25 protein-coding genes are annotated in these 24,745 nt (G+C 47.6%); 4 read left to right on the top strand and 21 right to left on the bottom strand.

Translation table 11 applies throughout. The annotated features are described in order from the left end of the window. Positions 1–52: 52 nt before the first annotated feature. Genes AKL11_RS14820 through AKL11_RS14835 form a run of 4 tightly spaced genes read right to left on the bottom strand, consistent with a single transcriptional unit; the run spans position 53 to position 2,818 of the window. A complete protein-coding gene (locus AKL11_RS14820; RefSeq protein ID WP_067518816.1) occupies positions 53–583 on the bottom strand; it encodes a pilus assembly protein PilP in 531 nt (176 codons plus the stop codon). Then, the gene (locus tag AKL11_RS14825; RefSeq protein WP_067518818.1) at positions 583–1,194 is read right to left on the bottom strand and encodes a type IV pilus inner membrane component PilO; all 612 of its coding nucleotides are present in this window, start codon (positions 1,192–1,194) and stop codon (positions 583–585) included. The genes AKL11_RS14820 and AKL11_RS14825 overlap by 1 nt, the downstream gene beginning before the upstream one ends. Next, a complete protein-coding gene (locus tag AKL11_RS14830) occupies positions 1,191–1,754 on the bottom strand; it encodes a PilN domain-containing protein (protein ID WP_067518820.1) in 564 nt (187 codons plus the stop codon). The genes AKL11_RS14825 and AKL11_RS14830 overlap by 4 nt, the downstream gene beginning before the upstream one ends. Continuing rightward, on the bottom strand, positions 1,754–2,818 hold the full coding sequence (locus AKL11_RS14835) for a pilus assembly protein PilM (protein WP_067518822.1): 1,065 nt from the start codon (positions 2,816–2,818) through the stop codon (positions 1,754–1,756). The genes AKL11_RS14830 and AKL11_RS14835 overlap by 1 nt, the downstream gene beginning before the upstream one ends. 320 nt (positions 2,819–3,138) lie before the next feature. On the opposite strand from AKL11_RS14835, the gene AKL11_RS14840 reads away from it, so the two are divergent. Next, on the top strand, positions 3,139–5,631 hold the full coding sequence (locus AKL11_RS14840; protein ID WP_067518824.1) for a penicillin-binding protein 1A: 2,493 nt from the start codon (positions 3,139–3,141) through the stop codon (positions 5,629–5,631). Positions 5,632–5,715: 84 nt separating this feature from the next. On the opposite strand, the gene AKL11_RS14845 is transcribed toward AKL11_RS14840, so the two are convergent. After that, positions 5,716–6,972 carry a malic enzyme-like NAD(P)-binding protein gene (locus AKL11_RS14845; protein ID WP_067518826.1) on the bottom strand — a complete coding sequence of 419 codons (1,257 nt, stop codon included), beginning with the start codon at positions 6,970–6,972 and terminating at the stop codon, positions 5,716–5,718. 355 nt (positions 6,973–7,327) lie between these two features. Then, positions 7,328–7,543 (bottom strand): 50S ribosomal protein L31, encoded by a 216-nt coding sequence (rpmE, locus tag AKL11_RS14850; RefSeq protein ID WP_067519701.1) that lies wholly within the window; start codon positions 7,541–7,543, stop codon positions 7,328–7,330. A 255-nt stretch (positions 7,544–7,798) separates the two neighbouring features. Here rpmE and AKL11_RS14855 point away from each other — a divergent pair, with 255 nt between their 5' ends. Beyond that, positions 7,799–10,060: a primosomal protein N' gene (locus tag AKL11_RS14855; protein WP_067518828.1), complete on the top strand. Its 2,262-nt coding sequence runs from the start codon at positions 7,799–7,801 to the stop codon at positions 10,058–10,060. Between the two features lie 44 nt (positions 10,061–10,104). Here the strand turns inward: AKL11_RS14855 and AKL11_RS14860 are convergent, their stop codons facing one another. The 11 genes from AKL11_RS14860 to ubiE form a co-directional block, all read right to left on the bottom strand. Then, positions 10,105–11,001 carry a hypothetical protein gene (locus AKL11_RS14860; RefSeq protein WP_067518829.1) on the bottom strand — a complete coding sequence of 299 codons (897 nt, stop codon included), beginning with the start codon at positions 10,999–11,001 and terminating at the stop codon, positions 10,105–10,107. Between the two features lie 30 nt (positions 11,002–11,031). Further along, positions 11,032–11,814, bottom strand: coding sequence for a DUF2059 domain-containing protein (locus tag AKL11_RS14865; RefSeq protein ID WP_157673586.1), 783 nt, complete (start codon positions 11,812–11,814; stop codon positions 11,032–11,034). Between the two features lie 140 nt (positions 11,815–11,954). After that, a complete protein-coding gene (locus AKL11_RS14870) occupies positions 11,955–12,680 on the bottom strand; it encodes a 16S rRNA (uracil(1498)-N(3))-methyltransferase (protein ID WP_067518833.1) in 726 nt (241 codons plus the stop codon). A gap of 4 nt (positions 12,681–12,684) precedes the next feature. Next, positions 12,685–13,518, bottom strand: a complete 834-nt coding sequence (gene tatC, locus AKL11_RS14875; protein ID WP_253705212.1) for a twin-arginine translocase subunit TatC — start codon at positions 13,516–13,518, stop codon at positions 12,685–12,687. Between the two features lie 3 nt (positions 13,519–13,521). Further along, positions 13,522–13,890: a Sec-independent protein translocase protein TatB gene (gene tatB, locus AKL11_RS14880; protein ID WP_067518835.1), complete on the bottom strand. Its 369-nt coding sequence runs from the start codon at positions 13,888–13,890 to the stop codon at positions 13,522–13,524. Between the two features lie 15 nt (positions 13,891–13,905). Continuing rightward, the gene (gene tatA / locus AKL11_RS14885) at positions 13,906–14,151 is read right to left on the bottom strand and encodes a Sec-independent protein translocase subunit TatA (protein WP_067519705.1); all 246 of its coding nucleotides are present in this window, start codon (positions 14,149–14,151) and stop codon (positions 13,906–13,908) included. Positions 14,152–14,259: 108 nt separating this feature from the next. Next, entirely contained in the window at positions 14,260–14,610 is a 351-nt protein-coding gene (locus AKL11_RS14890; RefSeq protein ID WP_067518837.1) for a phosphoribosyl-ATP diphosphatase, read from the bottom strand. A gap of 42 nt (positions 14,611–14,652) precedes the next feature. Next, positions 14,653–15,063, bottom strand: a complete 411-nt coding sequence (hisI, locus tag AKL11_RS14895) for a phosphoribosyl-AMP cyclohydrolase (protein WP_067519708.1) — start codon at positions 15,061–15,063, stop codon at positions 14,653–14,655. A gap of 25 nt (positions 15,064–15,088) precedes the next feature. After that, positions 15,089–16,690 carry a ubiquinone biosynthesis regulatory protein kinase UbiB gene (gene ubiB / locus AKL11_RS14900; protein ID WP_216636814.1) on the bottom strand — a complete coding sequence of 534 codons (1,602 nt, stop codon included), beginning with the start codon at positions 16,688–16,690 and terminating at the stop codon, positions 15,089–15,091. Positions 16,691–16,699: 9 nt separating this feature from the next. Beyond that, a complete protein-coding gene (locus AKL11_RS14905; protein ID WP_067518841.1) occupies positions 16,700–17,341 on the bottom strand; it encodes a ubiquinone biosynthesis accessory factor UbiJ in 642 nt (213 codons plus the stop codon). Next, positions 17,341–18,156 (bottom strand): bifunctional demethylmenaquinone methyltransferase/2-methoxy-6-polyprenyl-1,4-benzoquinol methylase UbiE, encoded by an 816-nt coding sequence (gene ubiE, locus AKL11_RS14910; protein ID WP_095210413.1) that lies wholly within the window; start codon positions 18,154–18,156, stop codon positions 17,341–17,343. Before ubiE ends, AKL11_RS14905 begins: the two co-directional genes overlap by 1 nt. Positions 18,157–18,454: 298 nt before the next feature. Between ubiE and AKL11_RS14915 the strand changes: the two genes are divergently transcribed. Then, positions 18,455–20,614 carry a hypothetical protein gene (locus AKL11_RS14915; RefSeq protein ID WP_157673587.1) on the top strand — a complete coding sequence of 720 codons (2,160 nt, stop codon included), beginning with the start codon at positions 18,455–18,457 and terminating at the stop codon, positions 20,612–20,614. Between the two features lie 62 nt (positions 20,615–20,676). Continuing rightward, positions 20,677–21,156, top strand: coding sequence for a helix-turn-helix domain-containing protein (locus AKL11_RS14920; RefSeq protein ID WP_067518845.1), 480 nt, complete (start codon positions 20,677–20,679; stop codon positions 21,154–21,156). 115 nt (positions 21,157–21,271) lie between these two features. Here the strand turns inward: AKL11_RS14920 and AKL11_RS14925 are convergent, their stop codons facing one another. The 4 genes from AKL11_RS14925 to AKL11_RS14940 form a co-directional block, all read right to left on the bottom strand. Next, positions 21,272–21,649 (bottom strand): gamma-butyrobetaine hydroxylase family protein, encoded by a 378-nt coding sequence (locus AKL11_RS14925; protein ID WP_067518847.1) that lies wholly within the window; start codon positions 21,647–21,649, stop codon positions 21,272–21,274. A gap of 293 nt (positions 21,650–21,942) precedes the next feature. After that, positions 21,943–23,289, bottom strand: coding sequence for an ATP-dependent protease ATPase subunit HslU (gene hslU / locus AKL11_RS14930; protein WP_172807299.1), 1,347 nt, complete (start codon positions 23,287–23,289; stop codon positions 21,943–21,945). A gap of 42 nt (positions 23,290–23,331) precedes the next feature. Then, a complete protein-coding gene (gene hslV / locus AKL11_RS14935; RefSeq protein WP_067518849.1) occupies positions 23,332–23,874 on the bottom strand; it encodes an ATP-dependent protease subunit HslV in 543 nt (180 codons plus the stop codon). 119 nt (positions 23,875–23,993) lie between these two features. Then, a complete protein-coding gene (locus AKL11_RS14940; protein ID WP_067518851.1) occupies positions 23,994–24,593 on the bottom strand; it encodes an SPOR domain-containing protein in 600 nt (199 codons plus the stop codon). Positions 24,594–24,745: the final 152 nt, after the last annotated feature.

A 24,745-nucleotide genomic window follows, 5' to 3' on the forward strand; every position in this document is an offset into this window, starting at 1 on the left:
TTGTTTTTTTCATCGGCATCATTTGCAAATTATCCATCATCACGATACCCGATTACTGACTACCGATGTCCAGCGGTAAAATACGTGGCCTTTCTATCCAGTATTTTGGACCTGCTGGAACAATCTCCGTTACTCGCAACTCTTGTTCATCAATGTAGGTAATACGTCCGTGGTTTCGGCCTATATAATCCCCCACCTTAACACGGTGCACACCATCACTTCCGCGAACAAGCCCCCAAAACCCCTCATCGTTACTGATAGAACCTACCAAACGGAAAGAGTCCATTTCAAATTTTTCCAAATACTGCTTAACCCGACTCGCATCTGGTTTGATATTACTGTTCAGCTGATCAGAGCTCAGAGCAACCTTTACGGGCTGCTTGAACGGGCTGCGCATCGCCGATGCCTGATAAGTGAATGCCTCATAAGGCCGAAACTGCGGCAACGGCTCGATATTACCCACAGGTCTGGCTTTCACATCAGCCATATAAGCATCAATATCCTGATACCCCTGACGCATTTCAAAACAACCGGATAAGGCAAAACCAAAGAACATCAACGACGCATATCGAAGAAGCTTCATCACAGCCCTCCTTCATCGTTGTAACGATAAGTCTTGGCCAAAATATTCATTGTCAGCTCACCACTTTGACCTGGGCGAATATCAAAATCATGAAGCGTTACAATTCGAGAAAGACTGGCAACACCACTAACGAAGTTGCCAAGGTCGTGGTAATTCCCCCTAACCGCAATACTGATGGGCAACTCAATGTAAAACTGCTGCACATTTTCAGCTTGAAGCTTGATTTCCTCGATCTGCAACCCTGCACCACGGCCAGTAAAAGTAATATCTTCCAACAAGCCCGGGACTTCTGTATCACTTGGAAGCTGTTTAACCAAAGCACCAAAGGATTTCTCCATCTCCTTCATTTGCTCCCGGTACGCATCCAGGTTTGCCGCCTGAAAGTCCTTAAGCCGATACTGCTCTCTCAACTCTTGCTCTTTATTGGCTGCCATGTCATAGCGAGATTGCAAGTCAGTCAGATGAAAGTAAACCCCCGCACCTAACACTACAGCCAGTGTTAAACCACAAGCAATGACTCTGACAGCCAATGGCCATGAACCGATATTCTCAAAATCAATCTCACTGAGATCCAGTTCGTTCAAGTTTTTAAATGAATCTGTCAGGCTCATAAATCCTCCCCAGACTGTGCTGGATTAACCTGCTTCACTGTCAGGTCGAATTCATTCATGCGCTGACTGCCTCCAGCTATTTTTCTAACCGCTGTCAGGTTTGGACTTTCAAACCACTCAGAGTTATCAAAGTTTCTCATCAAAGCAGAGATACGGTTATTGGATTCAGCAACACCCACCAGTGACAATCGATTTCCATTCACTGAAACCTGTTTGAAGTAAACGCCTTCGGGCACCACTCTGGCAATCTGGTCAAAAATCCGAACGATAACTGGGCGGTTACCCTGAAGATTCTGAATAACTTCCATACGTTCCAGAAGCTGTTCTTTTTTCGCTTTCAGCTCCTTGATTTCCGCAATCTTTTTATTCAGAACATTGATTTCGTTCTGCAGGTACTGATTACGGCCTTCCTGATTGCTAATCATATTACTGACATACAAGTCAGCCATAAAAATCAGGGCTGCACCAATAATCAGCGTAATAAACCAGAGAACAATAAACTGTTGCTTGCGCTCTTTGCGCAGCTCATCACGCCAAGGTAAAAGGTTAATTCTTGCCATCAGTCAAAACTCCTCATGGCAAGGCCACAGGCAATCATCAGTGAAGGCGCCTCTTTAGCCAGCTTTTTTGCGTCCACCTTGCCCGCCATGGACATCGCTGCAAAGGGGTTAGCTACCCGACACGGTGTGCCCAATTTTTCCTGAATCATATCGGACAGGCCGCGGATAGATGCTGAACCGCCAACCAAGGCGATGCCATCAACGTCATTAAATTTGCTGGATGAGTAGAAAAACTGAAGAAGACGTGAAACCTGTTGCACCACAGTTTCCCGGAAAGGTTCCAGCACTTCTGGTTCGTAGTCATCAGGAAGATTGCCGCTGCACTTGGCCTTTTCAGCATCCTCTGGCGACAAACCATAACGGCGCTGCACTTCGTCCGTCAGCTGACGCCCACCAAATAACTGCTCACGGGTATAAACCGTTCTGCCTTTATTAATCACATTAAGCGTGGTTTTGGTGGCACCGATATCAATCACCGCCAGAACTGGATCTTCATCTTGCAAATCCATCTGACCTTCAATCAACTCACAGGCCCGTTCCATGGCAAATGCTTCCACGTCGACAATCTTGGTTTTCAATCCACCAAGCCGAAGTGCTTCTTCCCGCATTTCCACATTATCCCGACGACAGGCCGCCAGCAATACCTCGACTCGTTCAGGGTTTTTTTCATTCAACCCCTGAACTTCAAAATCGATGGCGACTTCATCCATGGCGTAAGGAATGTATTGGTCGGCTTCGACAGAAATTTGAGTTTCCATCTCTTCATCACTAAGCGACGCATCCATTTCAATGCTTTTAGTGATAACCGCCGAGCCGGATACTGCAGCAGCACCCAACTTCACACCGGTTCGTGAATTTGACAGAGCTTTCGCGACGGCTTCCCCAATCACTTCAAGTTCTTGAATATTATTTTCTACTACTGCCCCTGGGGGTAATTTCGCGGTACCAAATGCTTCGACTTTGTACTTGCTGCCACTCATCCCCAACTCAAGGACTTTGACAGACGTCGAACTGATATCCACCCCTAAAACAGTATTCGATTTGTTTTTCAGCAGCCCAAACACTGGCGAAATCCTTGATAATAGTTATATATGACTAATTCTTGACATTAAATAACAGTCGTACCATTTAAGCAATGGCATAGAGTCAGTCCCACCCTATAAATGACGGATTTGTATGGAAAATTCTTTTTTGCCAACACCGTCACTCTTCGATCCCAATTACTCCGGAAAACCGCATTTCCAGATCAGGACAGTTTCACCGTATAATACCCAGTTATTATATGATCGGCTGCCAGAACGACATCTTCTGAGTTTGAAGAACAAACTCCAATAACGTCAAACTTCAGCCGTCGACCTTCGCTTTACCAGGATGTCCCTACAGCATGAAACGGTCAGTAAAATTCTTAAAATTCCTGTGCTGGTCAATATTAACCGTAGCCAGTGGAATTCTGCTTGTCAGCGCAAGCGCCTATTTATACCTCAGCCCGTCTCTGCCCTCGGTAGACTCTTTACGAGATGCCAAATTACAGACGCCTCTGAGAGTCTATTCTCAAGACAATCTTCTTATTGCCGAGTTTGGCGAAAAGCGCCGCTCTCCTATCGACATTGAAGACACCCCCCCCAGCCTGACCAAAGCTTTTATGGCCGCAGAAGATGACCGTTTCTATTCACACCCCGGCGTTGACATCGTTGGATTGCTGCGGGCAGCCGTTCAATTGGTCAGCACAGGCAACATTCAATCTGGCGGCAGTACCATCACTATGCAGGTGGCCAAAAACTTTTTCCTGAGCCACGAACGGGTATTTTCACGGAAATTTAACGAGATCCTACTTGCACTCCAGATAGAACGACAACTGTCAAAGGATGAAATCTTTGAACTCTATCTCAATAAAATTTACCTCGGCCATCGTTCCTACGGCGTCGAAGCCGCTGCTCAGGTTTATTACGGACAATCCATTAACGAACTGAATCTGGCTCAAATTGCCATGATCGCCGGCCTTCCAAAAGCCCCTTCTCGTTACAATCCGATCAACGACCCACAACGCTCACTTATTCGCCGCGATTGGATTCTGGGTCGTATGAAAGACCTCGGCTACATCTCCGAGACTGATTTTAGAAGCGCGATCACCGAGCCTGTTACAGCCAGCTATCACGGTGCAAAAATTGAACTGCAAGCCCCTTACGTTGCAGAAATGGTTCGCCAGCAGATGTTCGAACAATATGGCTCTGAAACCTACACAGAAGGTTTCAGAGTATTCACCACAGTGGACAGCCATCTCCAGGAAGCGGCCAACCTGTCAGTCGCCAATGGACTCATGGCTTACAACGAACGACACGGCTATCTAGGTCCAGTGACTAATCTGGTGCAGGACGCTCCAGAGGAAGGCTGGCAGACCCAACTGAATAAAACCCCTGACCAAGGCATTCTTCAACCCGCCATGGTGATCACCGTTGACGATGAACAAGCCTTCGTAGGCCTGAAGAATGACAACACGGGCACCCTATCCTGGGACAATATGAGCTGGGCCCGCCCTTTTCTGTCCGTAAACAGCATGGGGCCAACGCCAAAAAAGCCAGCAGACATTCTCAAGCCGGGTGATCAAATCTGGGTACGAATTACCAGTAAAGGTGAATATCGGTTAGCCCAGGAACCTCAGGCACAATCCGCGCTGATTTCCATGCACCCAGACAACGGTGCAGTGCTCGCACTGGTAGGCGGCTACAACTTTTATGACAGCATGTATAACCGGGCCACTCAGGCGGTGCGTCAGGCAGGCTCCTCGTTTAAACCATTTGTGTACGCCTCCGCCCTGGCCAATGGCATGACGCCTGCCACCATCATCAACGATGCTCCCATTGTATTTGATGATGCCCAACTGGAAGACAGCTGGCGCCCAAATAACGACAATATGAAGTTCAATGGCCCTATGCGTTTACGAGAAGGCCTCTACCGTTCTCGCAACCTGGTATCCATCCGGGTTCTGAGACAAACCGGCATCAACAACACCATTCGCTTTCTAAAGCAGATAGGCTTTAAAGAAAGCTCTCTCAGCAGAGACCTTTCACTCTCTCTCGGTAACGTTTCCATGACCCCAATGGAACTTGCTACCGGTTACGCCGTTCTGGCCAATGGCGGTTATCAGGTAGAGCCTTATTTCATCACTCGTATTGAGACAGATGACGAGGTGCTTTATGAAGCCCAGCCAGTACTCGCCTGTGATTCAGATTGCGCCACAAAACTGGCAACAGAAATGGGGGTTATTGAAGGCATTCAGACAGAAAACTCAGAACCTGAGTTCGTCGAACTCCCTCTGACAGAAAACACGTTAAACGACGTTCTTTCTCCCCAGGAAGAAAATCGAACCATCAAACCAAAAATCGCCAAGTCGGTCATGTCGCCACAAGTGAACTTTATCATGAACGACATCCTCCGTGATGTTATCTGGAAAGGCACCGGTCGCCGCGCCCAAGCACTGAATCGTCATGATATTGGTGGCAAAACCGGAACAACAAACGACAGCAAAGACGCCTGGTTTGTTGGATTCAACCCGAAAATCCTAACGGCTGTCTGGGTCGGCATGGATGATTACTCAACCCTGGGGCGCTGGGAATACGGCGCCAATGCAGCGCTGCCAACCTGGCTTTCTTATATGAAGGTAGCGCTGGACGGAAAACCCGAAACCAAACGACCTCAACCAGAAGGGTTAGTCACGCTGAAAATCTCAAGAGAAACCGGCAAGCTCGCCGCACCAGGTGACCCTAATGCCATTTTTGAGATTTTCAGAAAAGAACTGGCACCACAGCAATTCAGCGACGAAAGCATTCCTTCATTGAACGACATCAATGAAGAGTTTTCACCTGAAGATCTTTTCTAAACGTCAAATAAATCATGACCCAATAAAAAAGCCCGATGATCCAAATCAGATCACCGGGCTATTTATTAACCATTCGCTACAACATCAAATATCAGACAATGATTCCAGCGGATAGTGTGCTGGATACCCCAGCCTGGCAACACCTGAATCCACCGCTGCACGGGCAACCGCTGCAGACACCTGACCCAATAAACGAATATCCATGGGTTTCGGAATAATGTACTCAGGACCAAAGCTCAGGTGCGCACCACCATATGCCTTCATCACCTCTTCTGGTACTGGCTCTTTTGCCAGCTCACGAATGGCATGAACTGCGGCAAGCTTCATCTCTTCATTAATTCGGGATGCACGAACATCCAGTGCGCCACGGAAAATAAAGGGAAAGCCCAAAACATTGTTCACCTGGTTCGGATAATCCGAACGCCCGGTGGCCATAATCACATCTGGGCGGACTTCTTTCGCCAGCTCAGGACGAATTTCTGGATCCGGATTCGCGCAGGCAAAAACAATGGGCTGTTCAGCCATTTTCGCCAACTGCTCCGGCGAGAGAAGATTGGCTCCTGACACACCGAGAAATGCATCCGCACCATCAATGGCATCATCCAGAGTGCGGCAGGGCGTTTCCACGGCGAAAGACGCTTTATACCGGTTCAGGTCGTTTCTTTCTGAGTGAATAACACCCTTGCTGTCCAGCATAAGAATATTTTCAGCCTTGAAGCCACAACTGATCAGCAGCTTCACGCAGGCAATCGCCGCAGAACCCGCCCCCAGGCAAACCAATTTGGCCGATTCAATCGCCTTGCCAGCAATCTCCAAGGCATTCAACATGGCGGCCGCAGTTACAATGGCGGTACCGTGCTGATCATCATGAAACACGGGAATATCACAATCTTCAATCAAACGCTTCTCAATCTCGAAGCATTCTGGCGCCTTGATATCTTCCAGGTTAATACCACCAAAGGTGCAGGCAATGCGTTTTACGGTATCAATAAATGCCTGTGGGCTTTCAGATTCCACTTCAATATCGATGGAATCCACACCGGCGAAACGCTTGAACAGCAGTGCCTTACCTTCCATCACCGGTTTACTGGCCAGCGCACCAAGATTGCCCAGGCCTAGAATGGCTGAACCATTGCTGATAACAGCGACCAAGTTACCTTTCGCGGTATAACGGTACGCATCACCAGGATTTTCTGCGATCGCCCTGACCGGCTCCGCAACACCTGGGCTATAAGCCAGGGAGAGATCCAGAGCCGATTCCGCCGGCGTGGTTATTTCAATCGCAATCTTTCCGGGTTTTGGAAGAGCATGATAATCAAGAGCAGCTTGCTTTTTGTCCATGAGCCTTTTACTGATGCGGAAGGGTGGGCACCATGTCTACTTTCAATGGAAAGTACCAATGGTAAAAATTATAAGTCCAGAATATAGGATGGCAATTTGGGTAACAAGTTCCATTGCCGGAGAGATGACCTGATAGTCATAAAAGAAAGCTTAAACCAGCCAAAGATGTGACCGGAATAAAAAAGGCGACTGGGTTGCAGTCGCCTTTCTATATCCATTGAATTTCTAGATGCTACTAGGCGACAAGTGAGCGAAGCCCCGTGAGCCTACAAATAGTAGGTGATCGGGGTGAGCGAACGCTGACAACAACGTAGCATCTTGAAAGACGATGGGTATAAAGACGTTGGAAGCAGAATTACTTCTTGGCGCTCAGACGTCCGAAACGCTTGTTGAAACGCTCGATACGGCCGCCAGTATCCATCACCTTCTGAGTGCCGGTGTAGAATGGGTGGCACTGTGAACAAACTTCAATGCTCAGATCCTTGCACAGGGTAGAACGGGTTTTGATCTGATTACCGCAGCTGCAAGTAACTTCGATTTCTTCGTAGTTAGGATGGAGATCCTGCTTCATTAGAGTTTCCTCAAAAAGTTGAATGCCGCCACCTGTCTCGATGAACAGCTCCATGAGCAGCTCATTGAAAAGCCTGATACTCAGGCCTTTGGAGAAAGGCACCGCAAACGAAATCCACCAGCGATGCTCAAAAAGAGAGTATGCCGGTAGAGTAAAGAGGCGCGATCTTATCAAAGTTTGCGTAATAGGGAAATAGTATTAGCCGGTCTGCGCTTACGGTATTATGACCGCTGAGGATCATGATACGGAATCTGAATGAGCACGCCTTCCCACTCCACAGCCCAGAATGATACAGCGCCGGAAGCGTTCATCAGAGTCGCCATTCCAACCCCGCTTCGCCGTTTGTTCGACTATCTGCCTTCAGCCTCATACCCTGTTGAAGCGATTAAACCCGGCTGCCGGGTCACCGTTCCTTTTGGTTCACGGGAACTGGTGGGTATTGTCATGTCCATTGAAGCCAACTCCGATATTCCCTCAAATAAGCTCAAACCCATTATTTCGATTCTGGACAATCAGCCACTATTGCCAAAAGATATCATTCAGCTCTGCCAATGGGCGGCACGTTACTATCATCACAGCGTCGGTGAAACACTCTCTCAGGCGCTGCCCAAAAATCTGCGTATTGGCAAACCCGCTTCCATGGGATCCATTCCTTTTTGGTTCGCATCCTCCGAACTGGATGCTGAAACAGCCAACCTGCTGCAGCGCTCAAAGAAACAACTTGCTGCATTTGAACTAATATCAAACGCTCCCAATGGCCTCAATGGCACCGAACTGCTTGAGTCAGGCTTCAGTCGTGCCATTTTGCAATCGCTGAGTAAAAAAGGCCTTATAGAAAGCCGGGATATTGAACCATCAAGCCTGCCTTTTACTGAACAGAACAGTCCGCTCAAGAGCGCTCATCTGATAATGAATGATGAGCAGCACTATGCCTGCGAAGCGATTACTGATGGTTTGGGTTCTTTTAACACCTATCTATTGGAAGGCGTCACTGGCAGCGGAAAAACCGAAGTTTACTTACAAACTATTTCTGCAGCGCTGGCTAAAGGCTTGCAAACTCTGGTATTGATTCCCGAAATCGGCCTGACACCACAAACCGTCAAACGCTTCAGAGACCGTTTTAATGTCCCCGTTGCCTGTCTTCACTCAGGCCTCAGCGACGGAGAACGCCTGCAGGGCTGGCTGGAAGCATCTCGATGCAGCGCCGGAATTCTAATATCCACACGCTCAGGCATTTTTACCCCAATGCCAAACCTTGGGCTCATCATTGTGGACGAAGAACACGACAGCTCCTACAAGCAACAGGAAAGCTTACGCTATAACGCCCGTGATCTGGCCATCTATCGGGGCTCTCAAGCCAACTGCCCTGTGGTCCTTGGCTCAGCCACTCCATCACTGGAAACACTGCACAATGCACGACAGGGAAAGTACACCCAATTACACCTGAAGCAACGAGCCGGTAACGCCAAACCTCCCGCTATGGAGCTGCTGGATATGCGACACCAGCTGGTTCAAGACGGCCTTTCTACAGAACTGTTGCAACGTATCGGCGTTCACCTTGCCAGGGGCAATCAGGTCATGATATTCCTGAACCGCCGGGGTTATGCACCGTCCATGATCTGCCAGGATTGCGGCAGCATCATCGATTGCCATCATTGCGATGCACACATGACCATCCACCGTTTTCCGCCCCACCTGCATTGTCACCACTGTGACTTGCAGCAGCCAATTCCATGGCAGTGTCCTTCCTGCCAGAGTAGAAAACTGCAACCGGTTGGACAAGGCACAGAAAAAGCGGAGCAAACCCTGAACCAGCATTTTCCCAGTTACCCGGTTATTCGCATCGACCGGGACACCACCCGAAAAAAACAAGCGCTTGGGGAAATGCTGGAAAAGATCAACACCGGCAAGCCATGCATTCTACTTGGCACTCAAATGCTGGCAAAAGGCCACCACTTTCCAGATGTGACTCTGGTTGCCATTGTTAATGCGGATGCCGGTTTATTCAGCTCGGATTTTCGCGGCTCAGAGAAAACCGGCCAACTGATTATGCAAGTTGCCGGCCGTGCCGGGCGCGGTCAAAAACCCGGGCAGGTCATCATTCAAACCTATAACCCTGAACACCCTTCCCTGCAACTTTTGTCAATGAACGACTACGGCCGTTTTGCCGACAGCCTTTTTGTGGAAAGAAGACACCTCAATCTGCCACCGGAAGGTTACCTGACACTGGTCAGATCCGAATCCATGAATCAGGGTGAAAGTGAAACGCTGCTATCCGCATTACGCCAATACGCAGAACACAATAAAGGCCAACTGACAGACACGCGATTACTGGGCCCTATTCCTGCGCCTATGGAAAAACGCCAGGGTCGTTATCGCTGGCATTTGTTAATCCATGGAAAAGACCGAAAAGACTTGCACCGTGTCGTTGAAGGCATGGTCAGTTTTCTGGAAAGTCATCGTCTTCCAAGACAACTGAAGTGGACTGTAGATATTGATCCACAGGAAATGAGTTAATATTGTATTGGCGTATGAAGACAGAGCATCACTTTAACCCGCCATCAGGATTCGCCTTGAGACTTGAAAAGCAAACTGACAATTTCTTTTGATTTTGCAGGCAATCCATCCTCAGCTCTTTTTCTTGCATCCTTTAGCGCTTGCGCCAGATTATCAATCGTAGCTTTAGAATTCGCGTTGAAGTTTTCCGAAAGGTATAACGTTGTCACACTACTATCCGCGCCTTTTGACGTCTCAATCCTAGGATAATAACTCACATGACTGCTTCCTTTCTGCTTACCTACTACCACTATCTCTTGTGGAACCATGAGAGGTTCCTGTGGTTTCAAAGAAATAAGAACAGGCGTTTTAAAAAGTCCGTCACTATTTTTAAAATGCACATTCAGATCCGAGTGTTTTTTTAGTATATTTGATAATAACTCTTGAACTTTGTTTGGAAAACCTGCGGCACCCTCTGAGCAAACCAAACAGTTTTGTAATTGTGTCATAGAAAGTTGCTTCTCATCCTTTAACAAATTTGACAACGCGGTCATTGCAGAACTATTGAGTGTATCAAGAGACTTTATTTGCCCTCGATCAAACTTATTAAAATCCTTACCTGTCCATTCGAGCAGCAAGCCTCTTGTCAACTCCTGCCGATCAGATCCCTTTTTAAACATCAGGTGATTGCGTGCAGTTTGAGCGGGAGCAGAATCAGCTTTACCCGAGCGTGAACGACCGGTGACGAAATCTATGATTTTTAAAAACAATTTCTTAATCGGGTTGACCTTTACTTTCCTGTCATTCAGCGGAACATCGACTTTAACACTACCAACAGGCAAGCCAGGGATATATTTTTCCCCGGCAACTGGTTTGACATTCCCTTTTCCAGCAGAAGCAGTCGGCTTCTTTTCATTGATATCAAGTATCGAATTAAACGAACCTGGCTGATTAACTTTCATAGCTAATTCCTTTTAATCATACCACTCTTTTCAAAGCATCCTTGCTATCGCCAGAATCTGCCCACGCTGAAAATTCTGCATAGCATTTTCACGGGCAAACTGAATATATTGCTGAATCTCACGATCTGGCAATGAACGATAGGTGTACAAAAAGATATTCCGCATTCTTTCCGGCATCTGCTTGCGAATATGAGGTTTTTCCTGCGCTTTGATAATTTGTGCCGGGCGCATGGGTTGAGCATCACCAGCAGGCATCACTTCCTGCAGCATGCGCTGCGCGCCCACACTGGCACTTGCCGCAAGCTCAGTGCTCAGTTCTACAGCATTCAAAGCCTCCATTAATTCTTCAACCAATCGGACACGGAAATTTCTCGGCACACCCTGAGATAATTTCGCGTCTATATAACTTTCCATCGTCACTTGATTAGCCGGATCATTCGCTGCTGCTTCAAGGCGTAAGATTTTCTGTCCCAAGGGAGACTCAAACCATCGGATCAGCCGAGACAACTCCCCCATAGACAATGCTTCATCCAAGGTCGTTTTCATTGAAGAACGAAAAAAATCCGGACTGTAGCGAATCTCCACCACTTGATTCACGGTATCCACAACGTCATCAGGCAATGGTAACTGTTGCTGCTGAAGCGTCATGCTGTCGTGTATCCAATTTAGCTGTCTTTCAATACCCACCTGGTCATAAAGCTTATCAAGCAGCAATTCTTTCTCTGTCGATGAGAAAGCCATTGGCGCAAAAAATAGCTGCATAAAAAACAGGGGAGCGAACAGGAATACAACTATCAATCTCTTTCCATCCATAGTCAGAGCCACTTGAAGATAGTTTATGTGAGATAGGCTTACTGGCAAGCAGTGAACCTTTTGAAAAAAGCATAAGTAATAAAGAAACACATACATACGCTTCTTTACTACGTACTCTCTTTACCATACTCCGTTAAAAATCAGTCGTAAAGTTTACTGACGATCGCGGTCACGGCGGTTTCTACCCGAAGAATCCGTGGGCCAAGATGAATGCGCTCAAAGCCGGCATGCTCAAGCTTATCCACTTCATACTCAATAAAACCGCCTTCAGGCCCAATAGCTAGAACCGCAGATTCCGTAACCTGATGTGGACAAGCTTGCCCACCAACAGGATGCGCCACCAACCCCCGCTTACCTTCCATCAATGCGGGAAGACGATCTTCTACAAAGGGCTTAAAGCGTTTTTCCAAAATCACTTCCGGCAACATCGTGTCACGCGCTTGCTCAAGCCCAAGAACCAGTTGCTCATGAATTTTCTCTGGAGATAGCCAGGGCGATTGCCAGAAGCTTTTCTCCACCCGGTAGCTGTTCATCAAGATGATTTTTTTTACGCCAAGTGCAGTCAGATGCTGCAACGAGCGCTTCAGCATTTTTGGCCGGGGCAAAGCCAATAACACCATCAGAGGTAACGGTGGCGGAGGAGGCGCATCCAGATTCACTCGCAATTGCATTCGATCAGGCGATAAGTGAGTAATAACTCCACTACCAACATTGCCATTCAACAGACCAACACGAAGTTCATCACCCTCTTGCGCCTGATGAACTTCCAGCACATGTTTCAGCTGTCGATGAGTCAACTCAACAAGCTGCCCATCAACACTCTCATCAGTAATAAAGTTCTGCGGTTCTAAAAGAAGAAGATTCATTAAATCAGGAAGGGTTCTCAATAGTTTTACGACTTTTCACAAACCGGGCAAAGACAATACCGCCTTCAAACAACAACCACATAGGAATGGCCAGCAACGCCTGAGAGATGACATCCGGTGGCGTCATCAACATACCAACCACAAAACAGCCAACCACCACATAGGGGCGCTTCTCTTTCAGACTTTCTACGGTTGAAATACCAGACCACACCAGCAACACAGTAGCAACCGGGATTTCAAAAGCCACACCAAAGGCAAAAAACAGCTTAAGGATGAAATTCAGGTAACTGTTAATATCCGTCATCACCGTTACTGACTCCGGCCCCACTGATGTGAAGAAAGAAAAGATCAGCGGGAAGACGATGTAATAAGCAAAGGCAATTCCAAGATAAAACAGGACAATACTGGCGACCAGTAACGGTACCGCAATTACCTTTTCGTGCTTATACAAACCCGGCGCAATAAATCCCCACACCTGATGCAGAATCACTGGAATAGCGAGAAACAGGGAGAGCACCATCGTCAGCTTGAAAGGCGCCAGAAAGGGCGAGGCCACTTCGGTGGCGATCATGGTACTGCCTTCTGGCAAACTGGCGCGCAGCGGCTCCGAGATATACACATAGATATCGTTGGAAAAATAAAACAGACCGGCAAATACCACCAGTATGGCTATGATGCTCTTCAGGAGACGACTGCGCAGCTCCAGAAGATGCTGCACTAATGGTTGTTCCTGATCAGTAGCTTGCTGATGAGTACTCTCTTTTTCAGAGCTACCTTTTTCAGAGCTACCTTTTGCAGAGCCAGTTTCTGAAGCGTGTGCTTCTGAATTGTCCGACATGATTTACTGACCGCCCTTTTCCTGAGTCGGAGCGACAACTTGCTCTTTCACCTCAGCTTTCTCTTTTCCAGCAACGCCTGAATTCTCAGCGCCATCAAAATTCACTGACTGTTTGATTTCAGTGATCTGACTTTGAAACTGATCCCGGGTTTTCTTCAGCTCTTTCAGCACCGCTTCGTTATGAATTTGCTGTTTGATACCATCGGCATCAATTTCTTTCTCCAGCTCTTCCTTAACGGATTGAAAACTGCGGCGAATCTTGCCGACCCAATATGCGGTTGTCCGAATCGCGCCGGGCAGCCGCTCTGGGCCAAGCACCACAAGAGCGATGACAGCCACCAGCACTAACTCTGTAAAGCCTATATCCAGCACAGTGAATTATCCTGCTTAGTGCTTCTGCTCTTGCTTGTCGGATTCCAGATTTCTCTGGCTGGTAGAAAACTCTTCGTCGCTGCCATCTTTGCCATCCTTCTTGGATGCCTCATCGTCTTCAGAGTTCAACGCCTTCTTGAAACCTTTGACTGCGCCACCAAGATCACCGCCCATTCCACGCAGTTTCTTTGTACCAAACAACATCACCACAATCAGCAGAATGATCAGCAATTGCCAGATACTAATGCCACCAAAACCCATTTCCTGCTCCTTCAGCTCGCCACGAGCTTGATCAATTAGTAAACAGTTTGCGCGATCATAACCCATTCACCTTTACAGACGTAAGTTCTTAAAGGAAAAGGAATTGAGTTACCCGCGGGAAGCCTTTTCATCAATGCCGGATAAACCAAAACGGCGATCCAGCTCGTTCAGTACATCTGCAGGCTCAAGCCCCAGATGAGATAACATGACCATGGTATGAAACCAGAGATCCGCCGTCTCATACACTACCGCATCCAGGCCCTTACCTTGAACTTGATGAAGAGCATCATCCCGCTCGGAAGCCTTCGCGGCAATCAGCACTTCTGCGGACTCTTCACCGACTTTCTTCAGAATATGATCCAGCCCTTTCTTATGAAGCTGGGCTACATAAGAAGAATCAGGATCCGCCTCTCTGCGGCTGTTCAGTATTTCAGTCAATCGTTGGATTATATCGCTCATCTTTTAGTCCGTAGGATGATTTACAGCAATGAAAATAAGCTTCTACTGATTTTTGTAAATGGATTTTGGATCCTGCAGCACAGGGTCTGCGGCTTTCCACGATGCCATTTCGACATCATCACCTTCCAGTCGCTTATAAAAGCAAGATTGCCGCCCGGTATGACAGGCAATACCACCCACCTGTTCCACCTTCAGCAGAATCGCATCGCCATCACAATCAAGCCGACACTCTACTAACCGTTGAGTGTGGCCGGAACTTTCTCCTTTGCGCCACAGTTTGCCACGGGAACGGGACCAGTACACGCCGATACCCTCTTCCAGAGTGAGCTTCAGGGATTCACGATTCATCCAGGCCAGCATTAACACGTCACCAGATTGATGATCCTGAGCAATGGCTGTTACCAAGCCATCATCATTCCACTTCACTTCATCCAACCAGTGTGTTGACGCCATCTTGTTATCCATTATTCGCTTATCACTATTTCACCAGCAGCCAGCCGCCCAGACCTGCAGCCATCAAACCCAGCATTGACTGATCCAGCACAAGAGAACCCGATGACACCATCGCAGCTACACCAATCATCAAAAGCACAATACCAAAGCGTCGCTGCTTTTTCTGACGACGTTCAATTTCTACCTGCCGATCATGAAATGCGTGCTGTTGATCCACCAGATTGCGCACCGTCGACATCACCTTCTGCGCCATCACCGGTGCAGAGAGAATCCAGTCCGGTCCCTGCTCTTTAATATTGCAGGCAATGGCAGACGGGCTGACCTGTTGCTTCATCCACTTTTCAAGAAATGGCTGAGCCGTGGCCCACAAATCCAGATCGGGATACAACTGTCGACCCAACCCTTCCACATAAAGCAACGTTTTCTCTAGCAACACCAGCTGTGGCTGAACCTGCATATTAAATCGTCGTGCCACCTGGAACAGTCTTACCAACAACTGACCAAAAGAAATATCCTTCAGAGGCTTCTCAAAAATCGGTTCACACACCGTGCGAATAGCGGCTTCCAACTCACCTACCGCCGTATCTCTTGGCACCCAGCCAGAATCCACATGAAGCTGAGCCACTTTGCGATAGTCCCGACGAAAGAATGCCAACAGATTACTGGCCAGATAGTGCTGATCTTCCGGTTCCAAGGTGCCCACAATGCCAAAATCAATACCAATGTAGCGCGGTTCCGCTGGATTGGTGGCATCCACAAAAATATTACCCGGGTGCATATCCGCATGAAAAAAACGATCCCGGAACACCTGGGTAAAGAAAATCTCCACGCCACGTTCCGCCAGTTTCTTCATATCCACACCTTTGGCATGGAGCGTCGCAATATCCGCCACTGGCACACCGTAGATGCGCTCAACTACCATGACTCTTGTACGACAGTAGTCCCAGTATACCTGTGGTACAAACAACATCGGAGAAGCCAGAAAGTTTCTACGCAGCTGCGAGCCATTCGCCGCTTCCCGCAACAGATCCAACTCATCAAAAATAGTCCGTTCGTAATCCGCCACCACTTCCACCGGGCGCAAACGACGTGCGTCTTTTGAAAGCACCAGCAACAACCGGGCAAACAGATACATCAACTGGATATCTTTGTGAATCACCCGATCAATGCCCGGGCGAATCACTTTCACCACTACTTCTTCACCGCTGTGCAACTGTGCGGTATGTACCTGAGCCACCGAAGCCGAAGCCAATGGTTCCCGATCAAAGCGGGCGAACAACGTATCGACGTCATTACCCAGGCTACTTTCAATAATCGCCACCGCCTCTTCACCGGGGAACGGCGGCACGTTGTCCTGCAGCTGCGCCAATTCATCACTGATGTCATCGGGGAGAAGGTCACGGCGGGTAGAAAGAATCTGGCCAAACTTGATAAAAATCGGCCCTAACGCTTCGAGTGCGTGACGCATCCGCTCACCTCTCGGGGCAGTATTACGAATCACATAACGCCAGGGCAACAAGGCCAGAAAGCAACGCAATAGAAAAGGTGATCGCTGAGGATCAATCAGATTATCCAGCCGGTTACGGGCAACGGCAGCCACAATTTTAAACAGACGAATCAACGACAGGCTCCCGATTTATTCCGACCGGCGTTTATTATGAATTAACGGCAGTATCTGTTCTTCAAGCTGGCTCAAAGACGCTGCCAGTTGTTCCACTTCTATGGCAAACCCTTCCACTTCAATGCGGGAAGGAATCAGCCCGATCTCTTCCTGAAGGTATTCCCCAAGATTATCGGTCATCATCTGATGGCCACGCTGCAGGTGCTTACCCATAAAGCGAATACTATGCGCCATCATATGACCGGGAATATCACCAAAGGTTTCACACAGCGGGCGCTCCCAATCAATTTCCAGCTGCTGATGCAAATGTTGCAGCTGAGCGATGAGTTTTTCATCGCCAGTCACCGTTAAACCCTGCACTTGATCAAACGGCAGAGACCGATTAACGGCCAACACCGAAAACGCGACGGCAGAACCTTCAAACACCGCATCAACCGACGCCTCACACACACTGGCAAGACGAATGCCGTCCTGCTCAAAGTGCACAAAAACATTCCATCCCGATGAGGTAAAGCTGGGGGAAGTGCAACGAAAGGTGACAACTTTACCAAACTCATGTTGCAGTTTCTTTAACGTCACCGGGTCCAGAGCAAGAACGGCATTCACCTGCCGCTCCAACGCTGCCAGCAAACCGGTTGTGATGACCGGATCCATCATCAGGGCTTCACTCCCTTATGGAGCGCAACAATGCCGCCGGTCATATTGTGATAGGTGGTATTTACAAAACCCGCATCTTTCATCATGCCTTCCAGCGTGTCTTGATCCGGATGCATGCGAATACTTTCAGCCAGATATTGATAGCTTTCTGAATCTCCCGCCACCAGTTTCCCCATGGCCGGTAACAGCGTAAAGGAATAGGTATCGTAAGCTTTGGTCAACAACGGATTATTGGTTTTGGAAAACTCCAGCACCAGTAAACGGCCACCGGGTTTCAATACACGACACATGGAACGTAATGCCGCATCCTTATCGGTGACGTTACGAAGACCAAACGAAATGGTAATGCAGTCAAACGTATTATCCGGAAACGGCAAGCATTCGGCGTTGGCCTGCACAAACTCCATATTGCCAACAATGCCCTGATCAATCAGACGATCCCGACCAACCCGCAACATGGATTCATTAATGTCCGACAAGACCACCCGGCCTTTGTCGCCCACCAAACGGGAAAACTTTCGTGCCAGATCACCGGTGCCACCGGCAATATCCAGCACACTCTGACCCGGCCGAACGGCAGAAAGCTCGATCGTGAACCGCTTCCACAAGCGATGAACACCCATGGACATCAGATCGTTCATAACATCGTAACTGCTGGCCACCGAATGAAAGACACCCGCCACCAGGTTCTCTTTTTCTTTACTGGGCACATCGCGGTAACCAAAGTGCGTTGTGCTATTAGTCGCGCTATTGGTAGCGGCATCCTGCGATTGTCTGTCGCTGTTGTTATTGGAGCGTTTATCAGTGCCTGTCATAACCCTTCCCGGCAAAGTCTGATCAGTCTTATGGTGGGCTATTGTACTGGCAAATGCTGGTGTGAGTCAGTAGAAAATACCAGTCATGATGCTTCCAACCAATCAAACAAAATAGTGCCAGCCTGAAATACCGCTAACGCTCTGAGAAACAGTCAATCCTAAGAATTTTACAAATGGCAATTTAAATCTATCTATCAATGACAAAAGACACTTAATTTCAGGGAAACTTTTTCAACCTTTATCTATCAAAACACCACCTGATGCGTTCTACCTCAACCAACAAAAGAGACAGTAAACTATGAGTTGCCCACAAGGTGTTAGCACCAATCACTGCGGATTCCCCCCCAGAACTCTAAAAGGGGATCAAGCCCCCCACTCTCCTTCCGGCCAAATGACAGGCCGCGACTGCACAACTCAAGCACCGTCAAACAATTTACTACGCAGACTAGACGCATGCCTGAAAAACGATTCTTCTAAGAGCGCAGAACCGTCAGGAACAACACTACAAGATAAAAATATTCAACCTACAAACTCCGGCAATTTCTTAAGTTCTTCTTGTTCTAGAGGCGCTACCAAATCAGATCCCCATAGCGTTTCTCTTCCCGCGAATTCAGGTTCTGGTCATGCAGCTTGCCACAACACAACAACTACATACCCTGAGGCTAAACTGTCCGATCTTTTAGCAAACATCAAGACTTTCGCAGACAACACTATAAGGTTTAATACAGCAATAAAGGCTGAACTATCTTCAACTCCTCCTACCGGCTACAGGCTCACCAAATCATCTGGCAGCCCACTGAGCGTTGAAACAACATCAGCAACACCCTCTCTGGGAGATAGTGGTCAAAAGCTTATTCAAGAGAACCACACGCTAAAAGCAGGGCTTAACCATCTAACTGAAGAGAGAGAGCATCTGGCGAATCAATTAGAGACTGTTCAAACCGAGCTCAACGAAACTCGGGATATCGCTGAAAATCACGAGAAGGAACCTGGAGATAAAATTAAAAACCTACTCGAACACGAATCGGAACTGATTTACTCACTAAGTAAAAAAAATAAAACCATTAAAGACCTTGAAAGCGAGCTCAGAACTAACAAGATGGAGATAGACACCCTAAAAAACACCAATCATAAAGAAGGCACACTCCTATCAAACGAGATAGCTGACCTTAATAAAAGCAACAACCAACCTGGGAAAGAAGTAGACAGCCTCAGAAAAGAAAGGACTACGCTATCAAATGAAAACGATGAAAAAAAACAAATAATCAAAGAACTTAAAGCAGAAAAGAATAAACTTTCCGCACAGCTAGAAAAAGCCAACGAATCCTCCATAACAACAAAAAATCAACTCGATAAATTAAAAAAAATTCATAATGAAAATTTAAACAAAAACCAACAAGATCTCTATGCAAATAGTCAATTACACACAAAAATCAATATACTCAACACCAAACTAGCTAAAAGTGAGCAAGAAATAGAAACACTAACAAACAGGATCACTGATTTACAATCCAACTTAGAAAACCAAGGAAAGATAAACACAGAACTAACAACACAAATCCATGATAAAAAGGAAGCTCTAGAAGCAAAAACAACCAATACAGAAACAATAGAAGCAGAACTAAACTCGAAAACTATTGAATTAGAATCTAAAACAAAAGAAGCGGAAGAAGCGAAAGAAAAATCATTCCAACTCGAGCAAGAGCTTCGAAAATTGCAGTTACGATCTACTGAAATCGAACAGGAAAAAACAGAACTAACAGCCGAACCAGAGACTATCAACAATCAAAATAGAGACCTAGCGCATAACATACAGCTTCACGAATCAGAAGTAACACTCGACCAACTCATTAACTCTAGAGACTCATTAGTAACACTTCAAAAGCAGTTTTCAACATTCAGAAAATTCTCAGGAGTTCCCTCTGAGGTTCAACAAAGGTTCACAAAAGATATAGAATTTGAACTCACCGAAGATACCACATCCCTAGAGGTTTTGACTGCCAGAGTGCAGGCAGGCGAGATTAAATCTAGAACAACCTCGGAAGTCGCAGTCTGCTCCCTTATAGAGTTATCAAAACATTATGGTCCAGGACTGGATGCTGCTGTGAGCACATTAAATGATTTGATCGATGGTAGATCATCCAACTCTGCAGAAGAAACTGTCATGCAAGAGGTAGAAGTACCAAGCCTCATGGAAATTAACTGGGATTTTTTGAACAATTTAAAAGAAAATGAAGGGGACAAGAGTGACAGGGATCGTCTGGAAGAATTTGTTCTAGCACAACATGGAATAAATCTCAATAAAACGGATTCGTTCGATAATATGCTAGCGGAGCTTAAAGACATAATCGATAACAACCTCTCAACTCTTACACATGAAAATGTTGACCTAATCAGCGGAGGGAAAGATCAACCAGAAAATCAATCAAGCACATCTAGTGTAGTGAGCTGCATTTAATACAACATAAATAATCTCGCTGTGCCATTATAGGTAAGAGCATCTAAGGACGGATACTATCTATGAGAGTCGCAGCCAAGATAAGCCTGAGTGAACAGGAACAAAAACTACTAAAACGTCTATCGTCGTCAAATAAAAGCTCTGTACGCATTGCCCGTCGTTCTAAAATTATTCTTTTGGCTGCAGATGGAAAAACCAATCTTGAAATTGCGGAAGCATTAAATATCGAACGGGGACAAGTAAGCCGTTGGCGAGTTCGTTATGTAGCTGAAGGTTTTCGGGGAATAGAGAAAGACCTTCCTCGTGGTGGTCGTAACGAACAGATTRATGCTACGGAAATCGTTCGTTTGACCACTCAAACAAAGCCGGATAATGCTACTCACTGGAGCACTCGCTCTATGGCTGAAGCCGCTGGCATTAGTGCGACAAGCGTGCGTCGCATATGGAAAGCCCATGGCCTTAAGCCTCACCTGGAAAAGACATTCAAAGTTTCTCGTGATCCAAAGTTTGTGGAAAAGCTTGAGGAAGGTAGTTCGAGCTAATTGCCGCTTAAGCAGCAAAAAGAACGGCGCACTACACTAGCAGCTCAGGCTCTTAACAATCACTCCTATCACCTGTTCCTGGCTATCAGGAGCAGGTGACTGCTATCCAACCACCTTATTGAAACAGCTTGACCACCGATACATCCGGATCCCGATTAGCACCCGCCTCTCTCAACGTCTTAAGGTAGCTATCCCAGAATCGCTGCTTCTCATGGCAGAGCTCATAAAGATAATTCCAGTCATAAATACCGCTATCGTGCCCATCATCAAAGATCAGTTTAATGGCGTATTGCCCAACCATTTGCACACCGGTCAGTGCTACATGCAACTTGCCGGTTTGCAACACCGGGTTGCCGTGACCTCGTACTTCTGCAGAGGGACTGAGCACACGAAGAAACTCAGCCTCCAGATGAAACGATTCATAGCCAAACTGAATTTCAAGAACATTGGATTGTTTATGAAGCTTGATGGCAGAAGGAATTTTCGATGTCACTATCAGGCTATCCTGTAGATACCATTTCCACCTCCAGATTATCGGTTGCGTAATCTGAAAGCGCTAAGGGCATAAAAATCTGTTGCAAAACTCCAAACATCTCGCTCCCATGCTCCGAAGTTGTCGCGAAACTCCAGAAACCTCGTTCCCATGCTGCGCGTGGGAATGCATACCCTCAAATTTTAAAGGTTTAGATGTTTGGGTTCCCACGCACAGCATGGGAACCAGGGCTTTTGCGACAACCGGGCTGTTACGTCGGCAATGCTTGCAGAATGACCGACCTGCAAAATTAATCAGAGAATGTAACGGCTCAGGTCTTCATCCTGCGCCAATTCACCAAGATGCTGATCCACATAGGCCGCATCGATTTTCAGCGGCGCACCTTCCTGGCTCGTCGCCAGATCCGCTGCACTGAAGGAAACCTCTTCCAGCAAACGCTCCATGACCGTATGCAACCGGCGAGCACCAATGTTTTCAGTGCGCTCATTCACCTGCCACGACACTTCTGCCAGACGACGAATGGCGTCTTTCTGGAATTCGATCTTCAGATTTTCAGTGGACATCAGCGCCTGATACTGTTCCGTCAACGACGCATCTGGCTCCGTAAGAATGCGCATAAAGTCATCAGATGACAGCGCTTTCAGTTCCACACGAATGGGTAATCGACCCTGAAGCTCCGGAATCAGATCCGATGGTTTTGCCAGATGGAAGGCACCGGACGCAATAAACAGAATGTGATCGGTTTTCACCATGCCGTACTTGGTAGACACAGTACAGCCTTCAATCAATGGTAACAGGTCACGCTGAACCCCTTCACGGGATACATCCGCACTGGCACCGCTGGAACGTTTGGCGACCTTATCAATTTCGTCGAGGAAAACGATGCCGTTCTGCTCAACCGCGTCCACCGCTTTGGCTTTCAGCTCATCTTCATTGACCAGTTTGGCGGCTTCTTCGTCCTGAGCAATACGCAAAGCGTCTTTTACTTTCAGCTTGCGGGCTTTGGATTTGCCAGTGTTCAGGTTGGAGAACATGTTCTGCAACTGGCTGGTCATTTCTTCCATGCCAGGGGGTGCCATGATTTCTACACCCATGGCGGCTTCGCGCACATCAATCTCGATCTCTTTATCGTCCAGCTCGCCTTCACGGAGTTTCTTGCGAAACACCTGTCGTGTAGAGCTGTCCTCTTTTGAGCCACCCTGAGACTCTTCACCAAAAGAACGTGGTGGTGGCAACAGTGCATCCAGAATTCGATCTTCTGCAGCGTCCAGCGCACGATGACGAACACGCTCCATTTCCATTTCGCGGAGCATTTTGATAGCGGCATCCATCAAATCACGCACAATGGATTCTACATCACGACCCACATAACCCACTTCTGTGAATTTGGTGGCTTCGATTTTAATAAACGGCGCATTCGCCAGTTTTGCCAGACGGCGGGCGATTTCGGTTTTACCGACACCGGTTGGGCCAATCATCAAAATGTTTTTCGGGCTGATTTCGTTGCGCAGATCTTCATTGAGCTGCATCCGGCGCCAGCGATTACGCAATGCAATGGCAACAGCTCGTTTGGCTTCGTCCTGGCCAATAATATGCTTGTCCAGCTCATGGACAATTTCGCGGGGAGTCATATCCGACATAATGTTGTTCTCAAATTACTCAATTCTTACTCGATACGGCAATCAGGCTGTTGGCAGCTCTTCAATCACACGGTTGGAATTGGTGTATACGCAGATGTCTGCGGCGATGCCGAGGCTCTTTTCCACAATCTCCCGGGCGCCAATGTCTGTATTTTCATACAATGCCTTAGCCGCAGCCTGGGCATAGAAACCACCGGAACCAATGGCCAGAATGCCATCTTCCGTTTCCATCACATCGCCATTACCGGTAATGATCAGAGATGCCGTCGCATCCGCCACAATCAACATCGCTTCGAGACGCTGCAACGCTCGTTCGGTTCGCCACTCTTTTGCTAACTCTACGGCTGATTTCACCAAACGCCCCTGATGCTTTTCCAGCTGGGCTTCAAAACGTTCGAACAGGGTAAAGGCATCGGCGGTGCCTCCGGCAAAACCGGCAATGACCTTACCTTTATAAAGACGGCGTACTTTGTGAGCATTGCCTTTAATGACGGCATCACCCAGCGAAACCTGGCCATCACCACCGATCACGACACTGCCGCCACGGCGGACCGACAGAATGGTTGTACCACGATACTGTTGCAAGGTTCGCTCCTTTTCTAAAAACAGATAACCAATAGATAACTGATTGTCTATATGGGGAGGATAATAGAGATTATCAAGGGAGCGAGGAGAGATTCTCTCCTCGCGGTCAGAATTGAGATTTACTTGAGCTGCAGCAGCAGGCTATCAATATTATGGCTCGAGAGTACGGTTTGAGCATTCTTCAGAGAAGCACTATCGGAGAACGGGCCAATTTGAACACGATGCCAAGTTTCTCCGCCGCCTACATTGACCTTTTCAATTTTGGGCGACAATCCTTCCAACAGCAACCGGGCTCTCAGACGTTCCGCATCACTGATATTCCTGAAGGAACCTGCCTGCAACAGATATTTTGCGGACTGAGTCGGCTTAGGCGCTTCAGCGGCGGCTTTGGGTTTACTGGTTTTTTGTTCAACGCTTTTTCGTACCGGCTCCGGTGTTACGGCGGGAACGGCAACCTCAGACTCGGGCAGCAATGTATAAAAATCAAACACGGGCTGATTTTCTTTCTTTTCACCGGCCTCCGGAGCCGATGCAACCTGATCCGCCACACTGCGCACATCCTTTGCGGATGGCGTCAGGCCAGCCAGAAAAGCAACAAAGACACCGATCAATAAGCCAGCCAGTAACCACAACCAACCCGGCAAAGGTGTTTTTGATGTTTTACCGCCGCTTCTCGCCCGGCTTGCTCCTCGTTTGTTACTGTTTGATTTGGTCGTCATAACGCTTTACTTTTATACCCGTCGCCTTTCATGTTGCTACTTTGTTGGCTGCTCTCGTTCACCCCAATCACCTACTACTCGTAGGCTCATGGGGATTCACTCGGTTGCCGCCGCGTAGCAACTTGAAATCCTTTGGGTATACACATTGCCAG

Source organism: Endozoicomonas ascidiicola, from assembly GCF_001646945.1.
Taxonomy (GTDB): domain Bacteria; phylum Pseudomonadota; class Gammaproteobacteria; order Pseudomonadales; family Endozoicomonadaceae; genus Endozoicomonas; species Endozoicomonas ascidiicola.

Bases quoted from the DNA above. Each gene is read 5' to 3' on its own strand.
- AKL11_RS14820 (WP_067518816.1), bottom strand. From the start codon at position 583: ATGAAGCTTCTTCGATATGCGTCGTTGATGTTCTTTGGTTTTGCCTTA.
- AKL11_RS14825 (WP_067518818.1), bottom strand. From the start codon at position 1,194: ATGAGCCTGACAGATTCATTTAAAAACTTGAACGAACTGGATCTCAGT.
- AKL11_RS14830 (WP_067518820.1), bottom strand. From the start codon at position 1,754: ATGGCAAGAATTAACCTTTTACCTTGGCGTGATGAGCTGCGCAAAGAG.
- AKL11_RS14840 (WP_067518824.1), top strand. From the start codon at position 3,139: ATGAAACGGTCAGTAAAATTCTTAAAATTCCTGTGCTGGTCAATATTA.
- AKL11_RS14845 (WP_067518826.1), bottom strand. From the start codon at position 6,972: ATGGACAAAAAGCAAGCTGCTCTTGATTATCATGCTCTTCCAAAACCC.
- rpmE (WP_067519701.1), bottom strand. From the start codon at position 7,543: ATGAAGCAGGATCTCCATCCTAACTACGAAGAAATCGAAGTTACTTGC.
- AKL11_RS14855 (WP_067518828.1), top strand. From the start codon at position 7,799: ATGAGCACGCCTTCCCACTCCACAGCCCAGAATGATACAGCGCCGGAA.
- AKL11_RS14860 (WP_067518829.1), bottom strand. From the start codon at position 11,001: ATGAAAGTTAATCAGCCAGGTTCGTTTAATTCGATACTTGATATCAAT.
- AKL11_RS14865 (WP_157673586.1), bottom strand. From the start codon at position 11,814: ATGGATGGAAAGAGATTGATAGTTGTATTCCTGTTCGCTCCCCTGTTT.
- AKL11_RS14870 (WP_067518833.1), bottom strand. From the start codon at position 12,680: ATGAATCTTCTTCTTTTAGAACCGCAGAACTTTATTACTGATGAGAGT.
- tatC (WP_253705212.1), bottom strand. From the start codon at position 13,518: ATGTCGGACAATTCAGAAGCACACGCTTCAGAAACTGGCTCTGCAAAA.
- tatA (WP_067519705.1), bottom strand. From the start codon at position 14,151: ATGGGTTTTGGTGGCATTAGTATCTGGCAATTGCTGATCATTCTGCTG.
- AKL11_RS14890 (WP_067518837.1), bottom strand. From the start codon at position 14,610: ATGAGCGATATAATCCAACGATTGACTGAAATACTGAACAGCCGCAGA.
- hisI (WP_067519708.1), bottom strand. From the start codon at position 15,063: ATGGCGTCAACACACTGGTTGGATGAAGTGAAGTGGAATGATGATGGC.
- AKL11_RS14905 (WP_067518841.1), bottom strand. From the start codon at position 17,341: ATGATGGATCCGGTCATCACAACCGGTTTGCTGGCAGCGTTGGAGCGG.
- ubiE (WP_095210413.1), bottom strand. From the start codon at position 18,156: ATGACAGGCACTGATAAACGCTCCAATAACAACAGCGACAGACAATCG.
- AKL11_RS14915 (WP_157673587.1), top strand. From the start codon at position 18,455: ATGAGTTGCCCACAAGGTGTTAGCACCAATCACTGCGGATTCCCCCCC.
- hslU (WP_172807299.1), bottom strand. From the start codon at position 23,289: ATGTCGGATATGACTCCCCGCGAAATTGTCCATGAGCTGGACAAGCAT.
- AKL11_RS14940 (WP_067518851.1), bottom strand. From the start codon at position 24,593: ATGACGACCAAATCAAACAGTAACAAACGAGGAGCAAGCCGGGCGAGA.